This is a genomic window from Pseudaminobacter soli (ex Zhang et al. 2022) (assembly GCF_014595955.1).
In the GTDB taxonomy this organism is placed as follows: domain Bacteria; phylum Pseudomonadota; class Alphaproteobacteria; order Rhizobiales; family Rhizobiaceae; genus Kumtagia; species Kumtagia pseudosoli.
On sequence record NZ_JABVCF010000003.1, the window covers coordinates 301,469 to 319,741 of the forward strand.

14 protein-coding genes are annotated in these 18,273 nt (G+C 63.1%); 7 read left to right on the forward strand and 7 right to left on the reverse strand.

The window, feature by feature from the left end:
• The first annotated feature begins 78 nt into the window (after window positions 1–78).
• Window positions 79–1,128: a Fe(3+) ABC transporter substrate-binding protein gene (locus tag HUI96_RS07355; RefSeq protein ID WP_188253994.1), complete on the forward strand. Its 1,050-nt coding sequence runs from the start codon at window positions 79–81 to the stop codon at window positions 1,126–1,128.
• A gap of 185 nt (window positions 1,129–1,313) precedes the next feature.
• Window positions 1,314–2,927 carry an ABC transporter permease gene (locus HUI96_RS07360; RefSeq protein WP_237684027.1) on the forward strand — a complete coding sequence of 538 codons (1,614 nt, stop codon included), beginning with the start codon at window positions 1,314–1,316 and terminating at the stop codon, window positions 2,925–2,927.
• Window positions 2,928–3,169: 242 nt separating this feature from the next.
• On the opposite strand, the gene HUI96_RS07365 is transcribed toward HUI96_RS07360, so the two are convergent.
• Window positions 3,170–5,128, reverse strand: a complete 1,959-nt coding sequence (locus HUI96_RS07365) for an acetoacetate--CoA ligase (RefSeq protein ID WP_188253996.1) — start codon at window positions 5,126–5,128, stop codon at window positions 3,170–3,172.
• Between the two features lie 182 nt (window positions 5,129–5,310).
• On the opposite strand from HUI96_RS07365, the gene HUI96_RS07370 reads away from it, so the two are divergent.
• Window positions 5,311–7,128: an AsmA family protein gene (locus tag HUI96_RS07370; RefSeq protein WP_188253997.1), complete on the forward strand. Its 1,818-nt coding sequence runs from the start codon at window positions 5,311–5,313 to the stop codon at window positions 7,126–7,128.
• A 13-nt stretch (window positions 7,129–7,141) separates the two neighbouring features.
• Here HUI96_RS07370 and HUI96_RS07375 read toward each other — a convergent pair whose 3' ends face one another.
• The 6 genes from HUI96_RS07375 to HUI96_RS07400 form a co-directional block, all read right to left on the reverse strand.
• Window positions 7,142–7,960 carry an ABC transporter permease subunit gene (locus tag HUI96_RS07375; RefSeq protein WP_188253998.1) on the reverse strand — a complete coding sequence of 273 codons (819 nt, stop codon included), beginning with the start codon at window positions 7,958–7,960 and terminating at the stop codon, window positions 7,142–7,144.
• Window positions 7,957–8,862 (reverse strand): ABC transporter permease subunit, encoded by a 906-nt coding sequence (locus HUI96_RS07380; RefSeq protein ID WP_188254174.1) that lies wholly within the window; start codon window positions 8,860–8,862, stop codon window positions 7,957–7,959. Before HUI96_RS07380 ends, HUI96_RS07375 begins: the two co-directional genes overlap by 4 nt.
• Window positions 8,863–8,930: 68 nt before the next feature.
• The gene (locus HUI96_RS07385) at window positions 8,931–10,070 is read right to left on the reverse strand and encodes an ABC transporter ATP-binding protein (protein ID WP_188253999.1); all 1,140 of its coding nucleotides are present in this window, start codon (window positions 10,068–10,070) and stop codon (window positions 8,931–8,933) included.
• Between the two features lie 55 nt (window positions 10,071–10,125).
• Window positions 10,126–11,223 carry a polyamine ABC transporter substrate-binding protein gene (locus tag HUI96_RS07390; protein WP_188254000.1) on the reverse strand — a complete coding sequence of 366 codons (1,098 nt, stop codon included), beginning with the start codon at window positions 11,221–11,223 and terminating at the stop codon, window positions 10,126–10,128.
• Between the two features lie 335 nt (window positions 11,224–11,558).
• A complete protein-coding gene (locus HUI96_RS07395; RefSeq protein ID WP_188254001.1) occupies window positions 11,559–12,503 on the reverse strand; it encodes a DMT family transporter in 945 nt (314 codons plus the stop codon).
• 256 nt (window positions 12,504–12,759) lie between these two features.
• Window positions 12,760–14,208, reverse strand: coding sequence for a helix-turn-helix domain-containing protein (locus tag HUI96_RS07400; protein ID WP_188254002.1), 1,449 nt, complete (start codon window positions 14,206–14,208; stop codon window positions 12,760–12,762).
• A gap of 210 nt (window positions 14,209–14,418) precedes the next feature.
• On the opposite strand from HUI96_RS07400, the gene aceA reads away from it, so the two are divergent.
• From aceA to HUI96_RS07420, 4 genes are all read left to right on the forward strand, one after another.
• Complete coding sequence (aceA, locus tag HUI96_RS07405) at window positions 14,419–15,729, forward strand: isocitrate lyase (RefSeq protein ID WP_188254003.1); 1,311 nt, start codon at window positions 14,419–14,421, stop codon at window positions 15,727–15,729.
• Window positions 15,730–15,755: 26 nt separating this feature from the next.
• On the forward strand, window positions 15,756–16,019 hold the full coding sequence (locus HUI96_RS07410) for a hypothetical protein (protein WP_188254004.1): 264 nt from the start codon (window positions 15,756–15,758) through the stop codon (window positions 16,017–16,019).
• 232 nt (window positions 16,020–16,251) lie between these two features.
• A complete protein-coding gene (locus tag HUI96_RS07415; RefSeq protein ID WP_237684002.1) occupies window positions 16,252–16,713 on the forward strand; it encodes a response regulator in 462 nt (153 codons plus the stop codon).
• A 63-nt stretch (window positions 16,714–16,776) separates the two neighbouring features.
• On the forward strand, window positions 16,777–18,210 hold the full coding sequence (locus HUI96_RS07420) for a glutamine synthetase family protein (RefSeq protein WP_188254005.1): 1,434 nt from the start codon (window positions 16,777–16,779) through the stop codon (window positions 18,208–18,210).
• Window positions 18,211–18,273: the final 63 nt, after the last annotated feature.

Here is an 18,273-nt window from a genome sequence, read left to right on the forward strand (position 1 = left end):
CGGGAATAGACGATAGGCGGGACTGCAACCTCAATCCGTCCCCGGGGCCTTGAACCCCTCGCCGATCTGGAGAGAACAATGTCCAAGCTAAACACGCGCTCGAGGATCGCCGCTTGCGCGGCGCTCATCTTCGGATCGCTCGGTGCGAATTCCGCCCTCGCCGACGAGGTCGTCAACATCTACTCCTATCGTCAGCCCGACATCATCAAGCCGGTGCTCGATGCCTTCACCGCCGAAACGGGCATCAAGACCGAGGTGCTGTTCCTCGACAAGGGACTGGAGGATCGAATCCTCGCCGAGGGACAGAACTCCCCGGCCGACGTGATCCTGACGGTCGACATCGCTCGTCTCACCACGGCTAAGGACAAGGGCGTCACGCAGGCATTCGACGATCCGACGGTGAATGCCAATCTTCCGGCCGAATATCGCGATCCGGAAGGACATTGGTACGGCGTCACCAAGCGCGGGCGTGTGGTTTACGCCTCGAAGGACCGCGTGAAGCAGACCTCGATCACCTACGAGGAGCTTGCCGATCCCAAGTGGAAAGGCAAGATCTGCACGCGCTCGGGGCAGCATGACTACAATCTCGGCCTGTTCGCCGCCGCGATCGCGCACTGGGGCCCGGAGAAGACCGAACAGTGGATGAAGGGGCTCAAGGCCAATCTGGCCCGCAAGCCCGACGGCGGCGACCGGCCGCAGGCCAAGGCGATCTATGCCGGCGAGTGCGATATCGCGCTGGGCAACACCTATTACGTCGGCCTGATGCGCACCAACGAGAAGGATCCCGAGGAGAAGGAGTGGGGCAACGCCATCAACGTCCTCTTCCCGACCTTCGAGAACGGCGGCACCCACGTGAACATCTCCGGCGCAGCCATGGCCAAGTACGCTCCGCATCGCGACAATGCCCTCAAGCTGATCCAGTTCCTGACCAGCCACAAGGCGCAGCAGACCTATGCCGAGCAGACCTTCGAATATCCGGTCGAGCCCGGTCTTGAGCCTTCGGAGGTGGTGAAGGCGTTCGGTTCGCTGACTTCCGACACGCTGCCGCTGGCCGAGATCGCCAAGAATAGGAAGGCCGCTTCCGAGATGGTCGACCGCGTCGGCCTGGACGACGGTCCGAGCAGTTGAGAAGCGCGACGCTGAGAATTAGGCCGGGCTGTCCAACAGCCCGGCCTTCTGCATTGATGATGACCGGCTTCGGCTGATCAGTTCACCACAACAAGGCGATGGAAATAGCGGTAAAGCATAAAGGGCGTGGTCATTGGGGAGCGCTGCCGGTGCGCCGCACCCGGCATCCGCTGGCCTTCGCATCCATGCTCGCCGTCTGCGCGATCGTGCTGCTGCCGATTCTCGCACTCGCCCTCATCGCGCTGACCGGTACGGGCGAAGACTGGCCTCACCTGGTCTCGAACGTGCTGCCACGGGCGACCATCACGACGGCCGCCCTGATCGCCATTGTGTCGATCGGGACGGCTGTCATCGGGGTGGCCACGGCCTGGCTCGTCGTCGGATACGATTTCCCCCTGCGTCGACTCATGTCCTGGCTGCTGGTGCTGCCGCTTGCGGTCCCGCCCTATCTCGCGGCCTATGCCTTCGGCGAGTTCTTCCTGTTCACGGGGCCGGTGCAGACGCTCTACAGGGCGATCTTCGGCTTCCGCACGCCGCAGGATTATTGGTTCCCTGACCTTCGCTCCACTCCAGGCGCGGCGTTCACGCTGATCTGCGTGCTCTACCCTTATGTCTATCTCACCAGCCGTGCCGTCTTCCTCATGCAGGGCCGCAACATCGCCGACGCGGCGCGGACACTCGGGGCCCCTCCGTTTCGGGTCTTCCGCAGGGTGCTTCTGCCGGTCGCCCGGCCGGCAATCGCCGCGGGCGTGTTTCTCGTGCTGATGGAAACCATCAACGACATCGGCGTCGCGGAATATCTGGGAGTTCGAACCTTCACCGCGACCATCTACACGACCTGGATCAACCGAGGCAGCCTCGAGGGCGCGGCGCAGCTCTCGATGCTGATGCTGATCCTGGTGGTTCTGCTGCTCTTCGGCGAGCAGGCCGCCAGGCGCAAGCAGCGTTTCCACAATGTGCGGGCAACGCAGGTCAAGGCGCGGCGGCCTCGGACGAAACTGACAGGCTGGAGAGCCGGCGTTGCACTCTCTACGGCCTCAGTGCCGGTGCTCCTGGGGTTCTGCATCCCGCTCTGGGTGTTCGGCCGCTACGCCTGGCGCCGGCTGGAGTATCTGCTCGATGCAGGCCTCGCCAAGGCGTTCCTGAACAGCTTGCTTGCCGCCAGCCTGACCGCATTCCTCGCGGTTTGCCTGGCATTGTTCATGATCTACGCCGTGCGCCTTTCGCGATCCGGCCCGACGCGCCTCGTGGCGCGGCTCGCCTTCACGGGTTATGCCCTGCCCGGAACGATCCTCGGCCTCGGCCTGCTCTTCGCGCTCGCCAGGTTCGACAATTCGATCGACGCTTTTGCACGCGCCCATCTCGGCTTCTCGACGGGATTGCTCCTGACCGGTTCGGCGGCCGCGGTCGTGCTCGCCTGCACGATCCGCTTCCTAGCACTCGCCGAAAGTGCGATCCGCGCCGGGCTGGAGAAGCTGCCGCCGAGCCTCGACCAGGCCGCACGGAGCCTCGGACACTCGCCGTGGCGCAGCGCTACCCTCATCCTGGCACCGCTGCTCAGGCCCGCCATCCTGACGGCTTTCGTGCTCGTCTTCGTCGACACGGTGAAGGAACTGTCGGCCACCATCCTGCTGCGCCCCTTCGGCTTCAACACCCTGGCCACGCTGGTCTACGAGAATGCGTCGCGGGCGAAGGTGGAGGATGGCGCCGTGGCCGCGCTTCTCATCATCGCGACCGCCACCGTGCCGGTCATCCTCCTCTCCCGGGCGCTGGCGCAGGATCAGGAGGCTTCGCTGTAGCGCCCAAGAAAAAGGCGCCCAAATGGACGCCTGAAAAGGGGGATGCTGTCACAACGGGCCTTGAGCAAAGCAGATGTCATCGCCAATGCAACGACGGGGATCTCCCTCAAGAACTGATGCGACTATCGCCACACGTTCCTTAACGAAACCTTGACGGAATGCCTCGAATGCCCGGGGACTGCATCGCTTCGGGAACAGGGTAAATTTCGACGTTACGTTCTGTTTACCTTGATCGCCGCTCTTCAAGCCTGCAACTGCGGCAGATCGCGATAGAGATCGAGCGCCTCCGGATTGGCCAGCGCTTCCTTGTTCTTCACCGGGCGGCCATGGATCACTTCCCGTACGGCGAGTTCCGTGATCTTGCCGGACTTGGTACGCGGGATGTCGGTCACGGCGACGATGCGCGCCGGTACGTGTCGCGGGCTCGCGCCCGTGCGGATCTTGGTGCGGATGCGCTTCTCCAGATCGTCGTCCAGAGCGACGCCGGGCGCCAGCCGCACGAAAAGGACGACGCGAACGTCGCCGTCGAAATCCTGGCCGACGCAGAGCGCCTCCAGGATCTCCGGCATCTGCTCGACCTGGTTGTAGATTTCCGCCGTCCCGATCCGCACCCCGCCGGGGTTCAGCGTCGCGTCCGAGCGGCCGTAGATGACGATGCCGCCGTGCTCGGTCCATTCGGCAAAGTCGCCGTGGCACCAGATGTTCGGGAAGCGGTCGAAATAGGCCGCGTGGTATTTCCTGCCATTCGGATCGTTCCAGAAGCCGACCGGCATCGAGGGGAAGGCCTTGGTGCAGACCAGTTCGCCCTTTTCGCGGCGCACCGGCTTTCCCTCCTCGTCCCAGACCTCCACGGCCATGCCGAGGCCCGGCCCCTGGATCTCGCCGATCCAGACCGGCTCGGTCGGCACGCCGAGGACGAAGCACGAAACGATGTCCGTGCCGCCTGAGATGGAGGCGAGATGCACGTCGGACTTGATGCCCTCGTAGACGAAGCGGAAGCATTCCGGCGAGAGGGGCGATCCGGTTGAGGAGATGGTCCTCACTGTCGACAGATCATGCGTCTCGATCGGGCGGAGCCCGGCCTTGCGCACCGAGTCGATGAACTTCGCCGATGTGCCGAAGTGCGTCATCCCCTCGCGATCGGCGAAGTCGAACAGGACGTTGCCGTCGGGATAGAAGGGCGATCCGTCATAGAGCAGCAGCGTCGCGCCGGAAGCCAGTCCGGAAACCAGCCAGTTCCACATCATCCAGCCGCAGGTGGTGAAGTAGAAGAGGTGGTCGCCATCTTCGATCCCCGCCTGCAGGCGATGCTCCTTGAGATGCTGGAGCAGCGTGCCGCCGGCGGAGTGTACGATGCACTTGGGCACACCGGTCGTGCCGGAGGAATAGAGGATGAAGAGCGGATGCGAGAAGGGCAGGCTGTCGAATTCCACTGGCCGCGTGTCGAACTCGGCGAGTGCGGAGTGGAGCGAGACGCCTCCGGGTATCTCCGCAGCCGCGGCATCGGCGGCTCCCAGATAGTCGACGACGAGCACTTTTCGCAAGCTCGGCAGCTTTGCCGCAACGGCCGCCACCTTGGCGCGGAAGTCCAATGCCTTGCCGTTGTACCAGTATCCGTCCGGCGCAATCAGCACGACGGGCTCGATCTGGCCGAACCGGTCGAGCACGCCCTGTTCGCCAAAGTCCGGTGAGCAGGAAGACCACACGGCGCCGATGGAACTCGCCGCTAGCGTCGCGGCGACCGCCTCCGGCATGTTCGGCATCATACCGGCAACCCTGTCGCCGGCCTTCACCCCGAGCGAGCGGAAGAGCTGCTGCAGTCTTGATACCAGAGCATGGAGATCGTCCCACGACAGACGCCGCGCGACTTTGTCCTCCCCCTGGAAAACGAGGGCATCGCCGCCGCCCTGCTGGCGCAACAGGTTTTCGGCGAAGTTCAGCCGGGCGTCGGGGAAAAAGGATGCGCCGGGCATCCGGTCGCCATCGACAAGGACGCGCGCGCCTTTCTCGCCGCGGACCTCGCAAAAGTCCCACAGCAGACTCCAGAAAGCTTCCCTGTCTTCGATGGACCAGCGATGCAGGTCGGCATAGCTCGGCAAGCTGCGGCCTGCCTTCTGCTCGGCACGGCGCCTGAAGGCCGTGACCGGGGCGCGTGCGATCCGTTCTGCATCCGGCGTCCAAAGCGGCTGTGCGGTGGTCATGTGCTGAAGCTCCACAATGAAGCGCTTATGCATGTCACCCCAAATTACCGCAAGGTAGTGGCCAAGCTTGTGCGCATGCGTCATTTCCAAGCCACAAAAGGTTGAAAAGACAGGCTGTTCAATTAAACCGATTGGAACGACCTCTGCCGCGAACCGGAACGGTATTGAAACGCATGCCATCAGTGGCTGGAAACCGTTGGATTTGGAGCGCGGTCCTGCTGGTCCTCGTCGCTGTTTCGCTCGCGCTGGCGACGCCCTACATCGCATCCACCCGACTGGTGCGGGATCGCATCGCCTCCGAGCTTAGCGCCTGGAGCGGCTACAAGGTCGAGATCGGCTCGCCGCCGCAGATCGCCATATGGCCGAGGCTGAGCGCAGTGCTCGATGACGTCACCTTCTCCGAATGGGGAAGGCCAGGCACGAAGCCGGTGGCGGTCGTCGACCGGCTCGAGGTCGAACTGTCGGCCTTGGCCGCCCTGCGGGGAGAGGCGGAATTCACCTCGGCAAAGTTCGTCCGTCCGACGCTCACCACACGCAATACGGCTGAAGCCGCCCCGATGCTGCCCAGCGGGCGCCTGCGCTCCGCAATCCAAGAGACGCGCTCTCTGCTGACCCGGATGCGTGAGGAGACGGCACGGAACCAACTTCCGGGTGACGCCTTCGGCCGCATCAGTGTTGAGGATGGCCGCATCCTTGTCGACGGGGCGCGGGCCCCGCTTCTGACACATGTCGACGGCACGCTTGAATGGCCCTCGCTCAATCAATCGGCAACGGTGCGAGCCAATCTGGTCTGGAACGGCGAGACGTTCCGGCTTGAGGCAAGCAGCGCGGCACCGCTGCTTCTGCTTGCGGGCGCGACCGCGCCGCTCAGCCTCGGCGTCGAGGCTCCACTTGCAAAGGCCTCGTTCGCGGGAAAGGCGAAACTTGCCGGCCCAGCATACCTGCAGGGAGCCACGACGCTATCGACCGATGCCTTCGGCCGGCTGGCCGACTGGTCCGGCGTCGACATCTCCAGGATCGACCGGGTCAAATCGGTGTCGCTGTCCGGCGATCTGTCCGGCAGCCTCGATCGGATGAAGCTGACCGGCGTGACGGTTCAGATCAACGCCGCCAAAGCAAGCGGCGCGCTCGACCTGGCCGTGGGAGCGGGCGATATATCGATTGCCGGATCACTGGCCTTCGACAGGCTGGCGTTCGATCAGATCATCCCTCCCCTGGTGGAGTTCAGCCAAGCAGATCGGACCAGGCCCGCGGGGGAAGAAAGCGTTCCTGCGCGCCCCTCACTCGATCTGCGTCTTTCCGCGACCGAGGCAAGCCTCGGACAGTTGGCGATATCCGATGTCGCCGCCACGCTGAAGGTCGGGCGTGACATGCTCGCCTTCAACATCCTTGATGCCGCTGCGCTGGACGGCGGTCTACAGGCGGATCTGCGGCTGGGGAACGGCAGCTCTGCGTCGCCTTCCCGGCTCGGCATTTCCATGACGGACATCGACGGAAAAGCACTTGCCTCCGTGATCGGCGTCAACACATTCGTTCCTGAGAGCCGTGGATCGACCTCGCTGGACCTCACGGGAGCGGCCCGAACCCTCGATAATCTTATCCTTTCCGGCGAGGGCACGCTGTCGGCCGATTTCCGTCCCGGCAAGCTCTCCAACTTCGATCTGACGACGTTCCTCGACCGAGCCAAGAAGGGAGGCTTCTTCCCCCTGGCGGAACACTCCTCGCGAAGCGTGAACACCGATGGCGTCGTCATGACCGCGACCATTTCACGAGGGGTCGCGCGAATTCAAAAGGCCGAAGCGCTGATCGAGGGAAAGCGCCTATGGCTGTCAGGCATCGCCTCCTACCCTGACAAGGGGCTGGCGCTGACCGGCAACATCGAGCCCGCTCCAACAGCCGGTTCGCAGAGGCCTGTGGCCCTGGAGGCTAGCTTCTTCGTGGGCGGCTCCTGGAGTGCCCCATTCATATCGCCGATCGGACAAGCCGCGGGCGGCGACTGAGCGACCCATTAGGTCAGGTCCGCTGCGCCGCCTGCTCGTCCCGAAGACGCTGGACCTCCCGACGCTTGTTGACGATCGATGCAGCGATGACGCCGATCGCGACCAAGGCGATCAGCAGGGTGCAGGCCGCATTGATCTCCGGCGTCACGCCCAACCGCACCTGACTGTAGATCTTCATCGGCAGCGTCGTCGCGCCTGGGCCCGACGTGAAGCTGGCGATCACCAGATCGTCCAGAGACAGCGTGAACGCCAGCATCCAACCCGACACGATCGCGGGCAGGATCACCGGCAGAGTGATCTGGAAGAACGTCCTGACCGGCGTCGCGCCGAGATCCATCGCGGCCTCCTCGATGGAACGGTCGAAAGTGAGCAGCCGGGACTGCACCACGACGGCGACGAAGCACATGCTGAACGTGATGTGCGCAAGCGTCACCGTGAGGAAGCCGCGATCGAGCCCGATCGCCACGAACAGCAGCAGCAGGGACAGACCCGTGATCACCTCCGGCATCACCAGTGGCGCGAACACCATTCCTGAAAACAGCACGCGCCCGCGGAAGCGCGTGTAGCGTGTGAGCGCCAACGCAGCCAGCGTCCCGAGCACCGTGGCGGCTGTCGCCGAAATGAAGCCAACTCGCAGCGTCACCCAGGCGGCGTCGATCAGTCCCTGGTTCTGGAACAGAGAATAGTACCACTTGATGGAGAACCCGCCCCAGACGGTTACGAGCTTTGATGCGTTGAACGAGAAAAGGACCAGGATGACGATCGGCAGATAGAGGAAGGCAAACCCCAGCACGATCGAGACGATGTTGAAGCGGCTCCACTTCCCGCTCATGTGCGCCCCTGTTCCTGGGCGCGCGCCTGCGCGCTCTGGAAGAACATGATCGGCACCACGAGAATCAGCAGCAGGATGACGGCCACGGCCGAAGCCACGGGCCAGTCGCGGTTATTGAAGAACTCGCTCCACAGCGTCTTGCCGATCATCAGCGTCTGCGAGCCGCCCAGCAGATCGGGGATGACGAACTCGCCCACGGCCGGAATGAAGACGAGCAGGCAGCCCGCCACGACCCCCGAAAGCGAGAGCGGGAAGGTGATCTTCCAGAAGGCGGCGATCGGACGGCAGCCGAGGTCCTGCGCCGCCTCGATCAGCGAATAGTCCATCTTCTCGAGCGCGGAGTAGAGCGGCAGCACCATGAAGGGCAGGTAGGAATAGACGATGCCGATGAAGATCGCGATGTTGGTGTTAAGGATGATCAGCGGCTGGTCGATAATGCCGGTGGCAAGCAGCACCTGGTTGAGCAGGCCCTCGGGCTTCAGAATGCCGATCCAGGCGTAGACGCGGATCAGGAAGCTGGTCCAGAACGGCAGTATGACCAGCATAAGCAGGGTCGGACGAATGGCAGTGGGCGCCCGAGCCATGCCGTAGGCTATGGGATAGCCGACCAGCAAAGTCAGCAAGGTCGAGACCGCCGCGATAAAGAGGCTGGAAACATACGCCCTGAAATAGAGCGCATCCTCAGTGAGCCAGACGTAATTGTCGAAGCTCAGATCTCGAACGCTCTCCAGGAAATTGTCGAAGCCGAACACCGGGGTGTAGGGCGGCATCGATATCGCCGTCTGCGAGAGCGAGATCTTGAAGACGATTGCGAACGGAACGAGGAAAAAGAACAGCAGCCAGAGATAAGGGACGATGATCACGAGCCGGTTCGTGATCGCACCCAGGATCGAGCGCCCCATGCCCGAAGTCTCGGATTGGACCGACCCCACGCTAGCTGTATTCGCGGTCGTCTCTGCCATGACGAATCCTAGCGCGTCAGGATGACGCCGGCGTCGGGCCGGAAGGATATCCAGGCGCGGTCATGCCAGGTCAGTGGGTCCTGAACGACCCGCGAAGCGTTCAACGAGGTCGTCTTCACCATCTGCCCGTTCGCCAATCTGACGTTGTAGACGGTCATGTCGCCGAGATAGGCGATGTCATAGATCTCGCCTTCGGCGGCATTGAGCCCATCGGCCGGCGGCCGCGACGACACGGCGATCTTTTCCGGACGGATAGCGAAGGCCACCTGCGTTCCGGCCGGCACGTTCGCACCGCTTTCCGAGCGGATCACCATGCCGTCGGCAAGCCTGATCTCGGTGCCGTTGCCGTCGTGGCGGGCGAGCGTGCCCTCGAACATGTTAATGTTGCCGACGAAGCTCGCCACGTAGCGAGAGCCGGGAGCCTCGTAGATCTCGGCGGGCGTGGCGACCTGCATGACTTCGCCTTTCTCCAGGATGGCGATGCGGTCGGCCATCGTCATGGCCTCCTCCTGGTCATGCGTGACGATCACGAAGGTAAGCCCAAGATTCTGCTGCAGGTCCATCAGTTCGAACTGGGTCTCTTCACGCAGCTTCTTGTCGAGTGCTCCGAGCGGTTCGTCCAGCAGCAGCACCTTCGGCCGCTTCGCCACCGAGCGGGCAAGCGCGACACGCTGGCGCTGCCCGCCGGAAAGCTGGTGCGGCTTGCGCTTGGCGAACTGGGTCAACTTGACGAGCTTCAGCATCTCGGCGACGCGCTGCGCGATCTCGGGCTTCGCCATGCCTTCCTGCTTGAGCCCGAAGGCGACGTTCTGTTCCACCGTCATGTGCGGAAACAGCGCGTAGGACTGGAACATCATGTTCACGGGGCGGCGGTAGGGCGGAATGCCACGCAGGTCTTGCCCGTCGAGCAGAATGCGCCCGGCGGTGGGATCGTCGAAGCCGGCGAGCATCCGCAGAAGCGTCGACTTCCCACAGCCGGAAGCGCCCAGCAAGGCGAAAAACTCGCGCTCATAGATCGACAGCGACAGGTTGTTCACCGCAGTGAAGTCGCCGAACCGCTTCGTGACATTCTCGAAGACAATGTAGGGCCTCACCTCGGGATCGGCCCAAGGCGCAAAGTCCCTGCGGATGCTTCCAAGTGATTGCATGATGCGGATTTCAGCTCGAAAGAAGCGGCCCCGGCACGAGGCCGGGGCCATATGATCACTGGCCCGTAACGATCTTCGTCCACGAGCGCGTTATCAGGCGCTGCGTCTTCGGATCGTAGGGCGCAACGGTGAACAGGTTTGCCATAGTCGCTTCGTCCGGGTAGATCGCCGGATTATCTAGGATTTCCTTGTCGATGAACTGCTGCGCCGCCTTGTTGCCGCTCGCGTAGAACACGTAGTTCGAGGCCTTCGCCGACACTTCCGGCTTCATCATGTAGTTCATGAACTCGAGCGCCTCAGCAACATGCGGAGCGTCGGCCGGGATTGCCATCTGATCGAACCACATCTCGGCGCCTTCCTTCGGCACCACATAGTCGACCTCCACCCCTTGGCCAGCTTCCTCCGCACGATCGCGCGCCTGGAACACGTCGCCCGACCAGCCCACAGCCAGGCAGATGTCTCCGTTGGCAAGTGCGTTGATGTACTCGGAGGAGTGGAATTTCCGGATATGCGGGCGGATTGCCATCAGCACCTCTTCGGCCTTGGCAAAATCCTCGGGCGACTTCGCTTCCGGGTCCATGCCGAGATACTTGAACAGACTCGGGAAGATGTCCGTGGGCGAGTCAAGCACGTAGACGCCGCAGCCGGCCAACTTCGAGACGTTCTCCGGCTTGAAGAGGACATCCCAGCTGTCGATCTCATCGACGCCCAGTGCTTCCTTCACCTTCTTCTTGTTGTAGCCGAGGCCGACGGTGCCCCACATATAGTTAATGGAGTACTCGTTGCCGGGGTCGTACTTGGCCGTGCGCTCGGTGATGACGTCCCACATGTTAGAGAGGTTCGGCAGCTTGGACTTGTCCAGCTTCTGGAAGACGCCGGCCTCGATCTGGCGGGCAAGGAAGTTCGCGGTCGGCACGACGACGTCATAACCGCTGCCGCCAGCCAGAAGCTTGGTTTCCAGGATCTCGTTGGAATCGAAGACGTCGTAGACGACCTTGATACCGGTCTCCTTGGTGAAGTCTTCTAGAATCGAGCTGTCGATGTAATCCGACCAGTTGTAGACGTTTACGACACGTTCCTGGGCAGAGGCGCCAACGGTCAGCGACATGAGGATGGCCGCCCCGGCGGACATCAAGAACGTATTTCGTGTCATGATCTTCTCCTTCCCCTTCGGGCAATCAATGGCCGGATCGGCGTCCCGTATGCTTAAAAGACTATTGATGACGGGACGATGCAGCAAGCGCTATCATCTGCTCGTGCCACGCCGACGACTTCGCAAATGTGACAAATGAAATCGGCCGTCCAGAAGCCTGGCTGGGATTTCCCCTGCCAAACGGCTCTGGTGATAAGCTGGCATCCAGCAGGCAGGACCGCAGGCAATCAAAACTCGCCTGCCCACGATCCCGACACAGCACTGCTCCGACCCCACACGACTCCCCCTGCCCTTTGATCGCCGATCTGCAAAGTTTGGCGCTGCATTCGAAGCTGTCAATGGGGAGACGGAATGCCCGTCACTCCCGGACGGGATGGGCGCGGCTTCCTTGCGAACTGCATGCCGATATGGACGAGCAGGGCGGCGAACACGACGGTTCCGCCCACGATGGTGCGAAGCGAGGGGACCTCTCCATGGATCAGCCAGACCCAGACCGGGCCAGCGATCGTCTCGAAGGTCCCAAGCAGCGCGGCGATCGAGGCAGGCACCAGGCGCGCGCCGCTGGCGAACAGCGCCATGCCGAGACCGAGATTGAGCGCGCCGAAGGCGAAGAGCAGTCCGACGTCCACAAGCCCGACCGCCAGCGGTCCCGACAGCATGAACGCCACCAGGCAAGCGGCAATGGTGCCGAAACAGACGGCAGACGTCATCCTGACTTCCGAATAGCGTCGGGTGACCACGGTCGCCACGGCGAAGGAACAAGCGATCGTCACAGCCAGCATGTCGCCGAGCGGCGAGACGATGCCGCCGAAGGAGCCGGAAACCATGATGGCGACACCGGCGAGCACGGCCGCGATCGCCGCCCAGGTGGTCCGAGAAACGCTCTCACGAAAAAGGATCCAACCGAGCAGGGCGGCGAGGAGCGGCACGCCCGCATTGATCAGCATGACATTGGCGACAGTCGTATAGGCGATCGCCAGCACGAAGCAGGTCGAGGCCGAGGCGAAACACAGGCCGACAATGACGCCCGGCACCCCCATCGCCCGGAACTGGAGAGCCGTGCCGCGCGGTCCGTCACGGACCAGCAGGAAACCGACGAGGAAGAACGCGGCGAACAGAGAGCGCCAGAACACCACCGTCCAACTGTCGTCGACCTCCAGGAAGCGGGCGATCGCACCGCCCGTGCTCCACACGAAGGCCGACAGGAAGACCAGTAGAAGTCCGAGCCTCTCGTCGCGCTGCTTAACGCCGATATCGATAGCGGGACTCTGAACGGCCATATTCCTTCCCCGCACGTGCGCAAGCGCCGGATGTCCCGGCCCGAACAAGGCCTAGCGAACGGAGATGCACCGCGCCTGATCCAGCGAGGTCGTGCGGTTGTGGCAAAAGTCGCCTCGGTTTTCTGGTCGCGGTCCATACGACTTCTACACCTTCGAGCAGAACCCCGATGTCGCACGAAGCGCAATGGTCATAGATGGCCGAAGGGACTTGGCTCGGATCGTTGATCCAGAGGAACGACTAGGTCGCTCTATCGCCTCACTGAAAATCGAATGCGCTCAACCCGGTCACCATCTCGTCCAATCCCAGCGGACGGGTAACCGGCGGCTCGGCGCGGGCGAGGCACCCGGTTCGCTCGCACAGGCGGCATGCGGGACCGATCGGCGTCGCAGGCATGCTTGCCGCCTTTCCGAGCGAAGCCGAAGGAATGCCAGGCAGGGCCGTGCCGTAGACGATCTCATCCTTGAAGCCGATATCGCAGCCGAGAAGCAACGCCGTGCGGCGCGGCCGTTCGTTGAAGGCGCCCTGCGGCCCTTCGAGCGTGCGGGCGATGGTCAGGAATTCGGCACCGTCCGGCATCTCGACCGCCTCGACAAGGATCTGGCCGGGCTGACCGAAGGCGGCATGGACCGCAAGCTTCGGACACTCCCCGCCAAAGCGGCTGTGGGGAAAACCCTGAGCGCCGGCCTTGCGGAAGCGATGGCCGGCATTGTCGATCTCCAGCATGAAGAACGGCACGCCGGATGCCCCCGGGCGCTGCAGCATGGTGAGCCGATTGGCCGCCTGCTCGAAGGAAACGGAGAAGCGGGAACGCAAGACGTCGATGTCGTAGCGGGCGCGCAGGGCCGCGGCCTGAAATGCCGGATAGGGCATCATCAGCGCATGCGCGGCGTAGCGGCCGAGATCGAAACGGGCCAGCCGGCGGGCTTCGTCGGACGACAAGCGGAAGGCCTCGATCTCGGCCGCGACGGCCACGCTCATGCGCAGCAGGCATGCCTCCGTCGCGACTTCGCGAAGCTGATCGAAGGGTGAAAGCCGCTCGGACAGGAACAGCCGCTGCGAGTGACGATCGTAGCGGCGACGCCAATTCGGCATGGTGGCGACGGGCAGCACCTTGACCACGATGCCGTATTCGCTTTTCAGCCAGGCCTTCAGCGCGCCGAAAAGATCGTCGCCCGCATCGAGCAGCCTGCTGAACGCCTCGGCTTCCTCCTCGATCCCCGGGAAATGGTTGGGGCGCCGCTCGAATGCCTCGCGCACCTCGTCGATCGGCAGACGTGCCGCGGCAACCGCGGTGCCTCGCCCTTCCCGCGCCAGAAGTTCCGAAAGATCGGAAAGCCGCCCCGCCTGTTCGCGATAGGCGCGATAGAGTTTTACCATCGCGGCCGAGGCGTTCGGCGCGACCTCAGATAGTTCCAGCAATTCCTGCTCGCCCGGCAATTCTCCTGCAAGCAGCGGATCGGAAAACACCTCGCGCAGCGCGGCGACCGCACCCTTGCTTTCGGCATGAAGCTCCTGCGGCTCCACTTTGTAGACCGAAGCAAGCCGCAGGATGAGTTGCACGGTCAGCGGCCGCTGATTGCGTTCGATCAGGTTGAGATAGGACGGCGATATGCCAAGCCCCTCCGCCATTGCCGTCTGGGTCAGGCCCTTGGCTTGCCTGATGCGGCGGATGCGGGGGCCGGCGAAGATCTTCGGATCAGCCATTGTCAAACGCTTTTACATCTCTGCCAGACCTCTGATCCTGTGTGATATTTTACAACTTCACAAGCCACACCGTCAAAGGCCTCACAGGTTTTCCCGAATTCCGCTCCAGGATTCCGCCCAAACCCTAGCCTTCTTCGCACTGCAATGTAAATCCTGTCACAGACGCCATGGCGCACGCCAATGGATCGGCAACAGCGGAGAGAACCAGAGATGACAGACTTTTACAACCTTGTCCCGTCGGCGCCGGAAGGCCGGTTCGAGGGGATCGAGCGGCCCTACTCGCCCGAGGACGTGGCGCGGCTGCGCGGCTCCGTGCAGATCAGGCACACCTTGGCCGAAATGGGCGCCAACCGGCTGTGGAAGCTGATCCGGGAGGAGGACTTCGTCAATGCGCTGGGCGCGCTCTCGGGCAACCAGGCCATGCAGATGGTGCGCGCCGGCCTGAAGGCGATCTATCTCTCGGGCTGGCAGGTAGCTGCCGACGCCAACACGGCCTCGGCCATGTACCCCGACCAGTCGCTCTATCCCGCAAATGCCGGGCCGGAACTGGCGAAGCGCATCAACAAGACCTTGCAGCGCGCCGATCAGATCGAGACGGCCGAAGGCAAGGGCTTGTCGGTCGACACCTGGTTCGCGCCGATCGTGGCGGATGCCGAAGCCGGCTTCGGCGGGCCGCTCAACGCCTTCGAGATCATGAAGGCCTATATCGAAGCCGGCGCTGCCGGCGTACACTTCGAGGACCAACTCGCCTCCGAGAAGAAGTGCGGCCACCTGGGCGGCAAGGTGCTGATCCCGACCGCAGCCCATATCCGCAACCTCGATGCCGCCCGCCTCGCAGCCGATGTCATGGGCGTGCCGACGCTGATCGTGGCGCGCACCGACGCGGAAGCCGCGAAGCTGCTCACCTCCGACATCGACGAGCGCGACCAGCCCTTTGTCGACCATGAAGCAGGCCGCACGACGGAGGGCTTCTACCAGGTGCGCAACGGCATCGAGCCGTGCATTGCACGCGCCATCGCCTATGCGCCGCACGCCGACCTGATCTGGATGGAGACATCGAAGCCCGATCTCGGCCAGGCGCGTCGCTTCGCCGAAGCCGTCCACAAGGCACATCCCGGCAAGATGCTCGCCTACAACTGCTCGCCTTCGTTCAACTGGAAGAAGAACCTGGACGATGCGACGATCGCCAAGTTCCAGCGCGAACTCGGCGCCATGGGCTACAAGTTCCAGTTCATCACGCTCGCCGGCTTCCATCAGCTCAATCACGGCATGTTCGAACTCGCTCGCGGCTACAAAGATCGGCAGATGGCCGCCTATTCGGAGTTGCAGGAGGCAGAGTTCGCATCCGAAGCCAACGGCTACACCGCGACCAAGCATCAGCGCGAAGTCGGAACCGGCTACTTCGATGCCGTCTCGATGGCGATCTCGGGCGGTCGCTCCTCGACCACCGCCATGCACGGCTCGACGGAGCACGCGCAGTTCACGCCCGCGGCCGAAGCGTTCCGACCAGCGGCCGAATAGCTCAACGACAAGCGAGGAAACACATCATGCTCGAGACGCCCGAAAAGACCAAAACGCCCAAGACCAGGGTGAAGGAACGCGCCGAGGAACAGGCCTCGACCATGTCCAGTGAGCAGCAGTCAGCGATCCGCATGCTCGCCAACGACCTGCACCGCCTGAACCAGTCGGTGATGAAGGCGGTGGAGGCCGGCGTGTCCGTCGAACTGGTGCGCTCGGCCCGACACCACGGCGGCGACGGCAACTGGGGTGATTTGCTCATCCCGGTGGTCGTCACGCAGGCGGAACACTGAGGGTTCACGAGGGAAGGCCAACTAAAGACTGACACAGGGCTCAACTCAGCGGCGGACCGGACAAGCCGATCCGCCGCTTTTTTGGCCAAGACAATATTGTGAGGCTGAAGAAATTCAGTTTCCGCCCTCGGCCGTTTGCTTTCGATAAACCATAATCCTCTACGGTGGCCTCATATTCATGATCTTCTCGCCTAGTATTCTGGCGAGGGAAGACTGGACACGGGTTGCCTGAATGAGTGCGATGCCCTCCGGCCTGGAGGAATGGACGGCTCGAATAGGCGGAGCGGCGGGCGCCGAAGAGGTGCTGACGACGGATCCCGCGCTTGTGCTCGTGGTCGGCAGGTCGCGCATCAACACGGTTGTCGTGTCGAGGATCGTCGAGCGCTCGGGCCTCCATCCGATCACCGAGCAGCCGGAAGACGCAGCGCGCTCATTGGCTGCAATCAAGCCCGCTCTCGTCATACTCGACGGCGGCGCGGCGAACGCCGATTGTGACGCGCTCGTTTCACCGCTGTCGCGCATGCGGCAGGCTGCCGGCCGCATGAAGCCGGCGGTGATCCTGCTATCCACCGGGAACTTCGACGACATCGGCCCGGCGCATGCGGCCGTGATCGATGCCGTGGTGTCGAAGCCCATCCTTCCCGAAGTGCTGCAGCCGGTCGTCGACAAGCTGCTTAGCAATGCCGACGCCTGACCCCCTTCCCTTCCCCGCATCCGAATGGCTATATCTCAGGCATTCAACGCAAATTGGTGATTGATGCCACCCGCAAAGAAGGAAGCCCGCCCCAATGGCCGCGCGGGGCGTACCCGTGTTCCAGCCTACGTCAAGAACAAGCGCGGTGTGAACACCTGGAAACAGGTCGGCGAATGGCTCGAATGGCGTGAGATCGAAGATATCGAGTGCATAACGCCCGACCAGGCCGGTGTTGCCCGCGGCAAGATGATGCCGTCGAGCAAATTCACGTCGAACACTTCGCTGGCGCTGCCCTCGGCGCCGTTCATGATGACGATCTCGGGAGACTATCCCGAGGATGGCAACGGCTTCGCCTATCCGGAGGACGACGGCGATCTCAAGCTGATGCCTGACCTTTCGACGCTGTCGGTCGTGCCCTGGGAGGAGGATCCGACCGCGCAGGTGATCTGCGACCTCGTGCACCAGGACGGCCGGTCGGTGGAATTCACGCCCCGCAACGTGCTGAAGCGGGTAATCGCCGCATACAACAGACGCGGCCTCAAGCCGGTCGTCGCCCCCGAGATCGAATTCTACCTGGTGCGCAAGAACCCGGACCCGGACTATCCGCTGGTCCCGCCCGTCGGCCGCTCGGGCCGACCGATCGGCGGCGGCGCGGGATATTCGATCGCCGGCGTCAACGAGTTCGACGAGTTGATCGACGACATCTACCATTTCTCCGAGAGCCAGGGACTGGAGATCGATACGCTAATCCACGAGGAGGGCGCCGGTCAGCTCGAGATCAACCTGCGCCATGGCGATCCGATCGAACTGGCCGATCAGGTGTTCATGTTCAAGCGCACGATCCGCGAGGCGGCGCTGAAGCACGACACCTACGCCACGTTCATGGCGAAACCGATCCAGGGACAGCCCGGCTCGGCCATGCACATCCATCAGTCGGTCATCGACAAGAAGACCGGCAAGAACATTTTCACCGGCGAGGACGGCGAGGAAACCGAGGCGTTCCGGCACTTCATCGGCGGCATGCAGAAGCATGTTCCGAACGCGCTGGTGATGTTCGCGCCATACGTGAACTCCTACCGCCGATTGACCCAGGCCGCGTCGGCTCCCGTGAACACGAAGTGGGGCTACGACAACCGGACCACCGCGTTCCGCGTGCCTCGCTCAGACCCGTCGGCGCGGCGCGTCGAGAACCGCATCCCCTCGTCCGACGCCAACCCGTATCTTGCGCTCGCCGCGTCGCTGGCCTGCGGCCTGATCGGAATAATCAAGCAGATCGAGCCGGACGCGCCGGTTGGCACGACCGTCAACGAGGACGAGATCGACCTGCCCCGCGGCCTGCTCGAAGCCGTCGACCTGTTCGAAACCGATGAAGAACTGCGCGAGATGCTCGGCTCCTCCTTCGCCTCGACCTATGCGGCCATCAAACGCGCGGAGTTCGAGACGTTCATGGAGGTGATCAGTCCATGGGAGCGGGAGTATCTGTTGCTGAATGTGTGACGGGAGGCAGTGCGTTCTCCCTACTCCCTACTCCCTACTCCCTACTCCCCTAACCCCCTACTT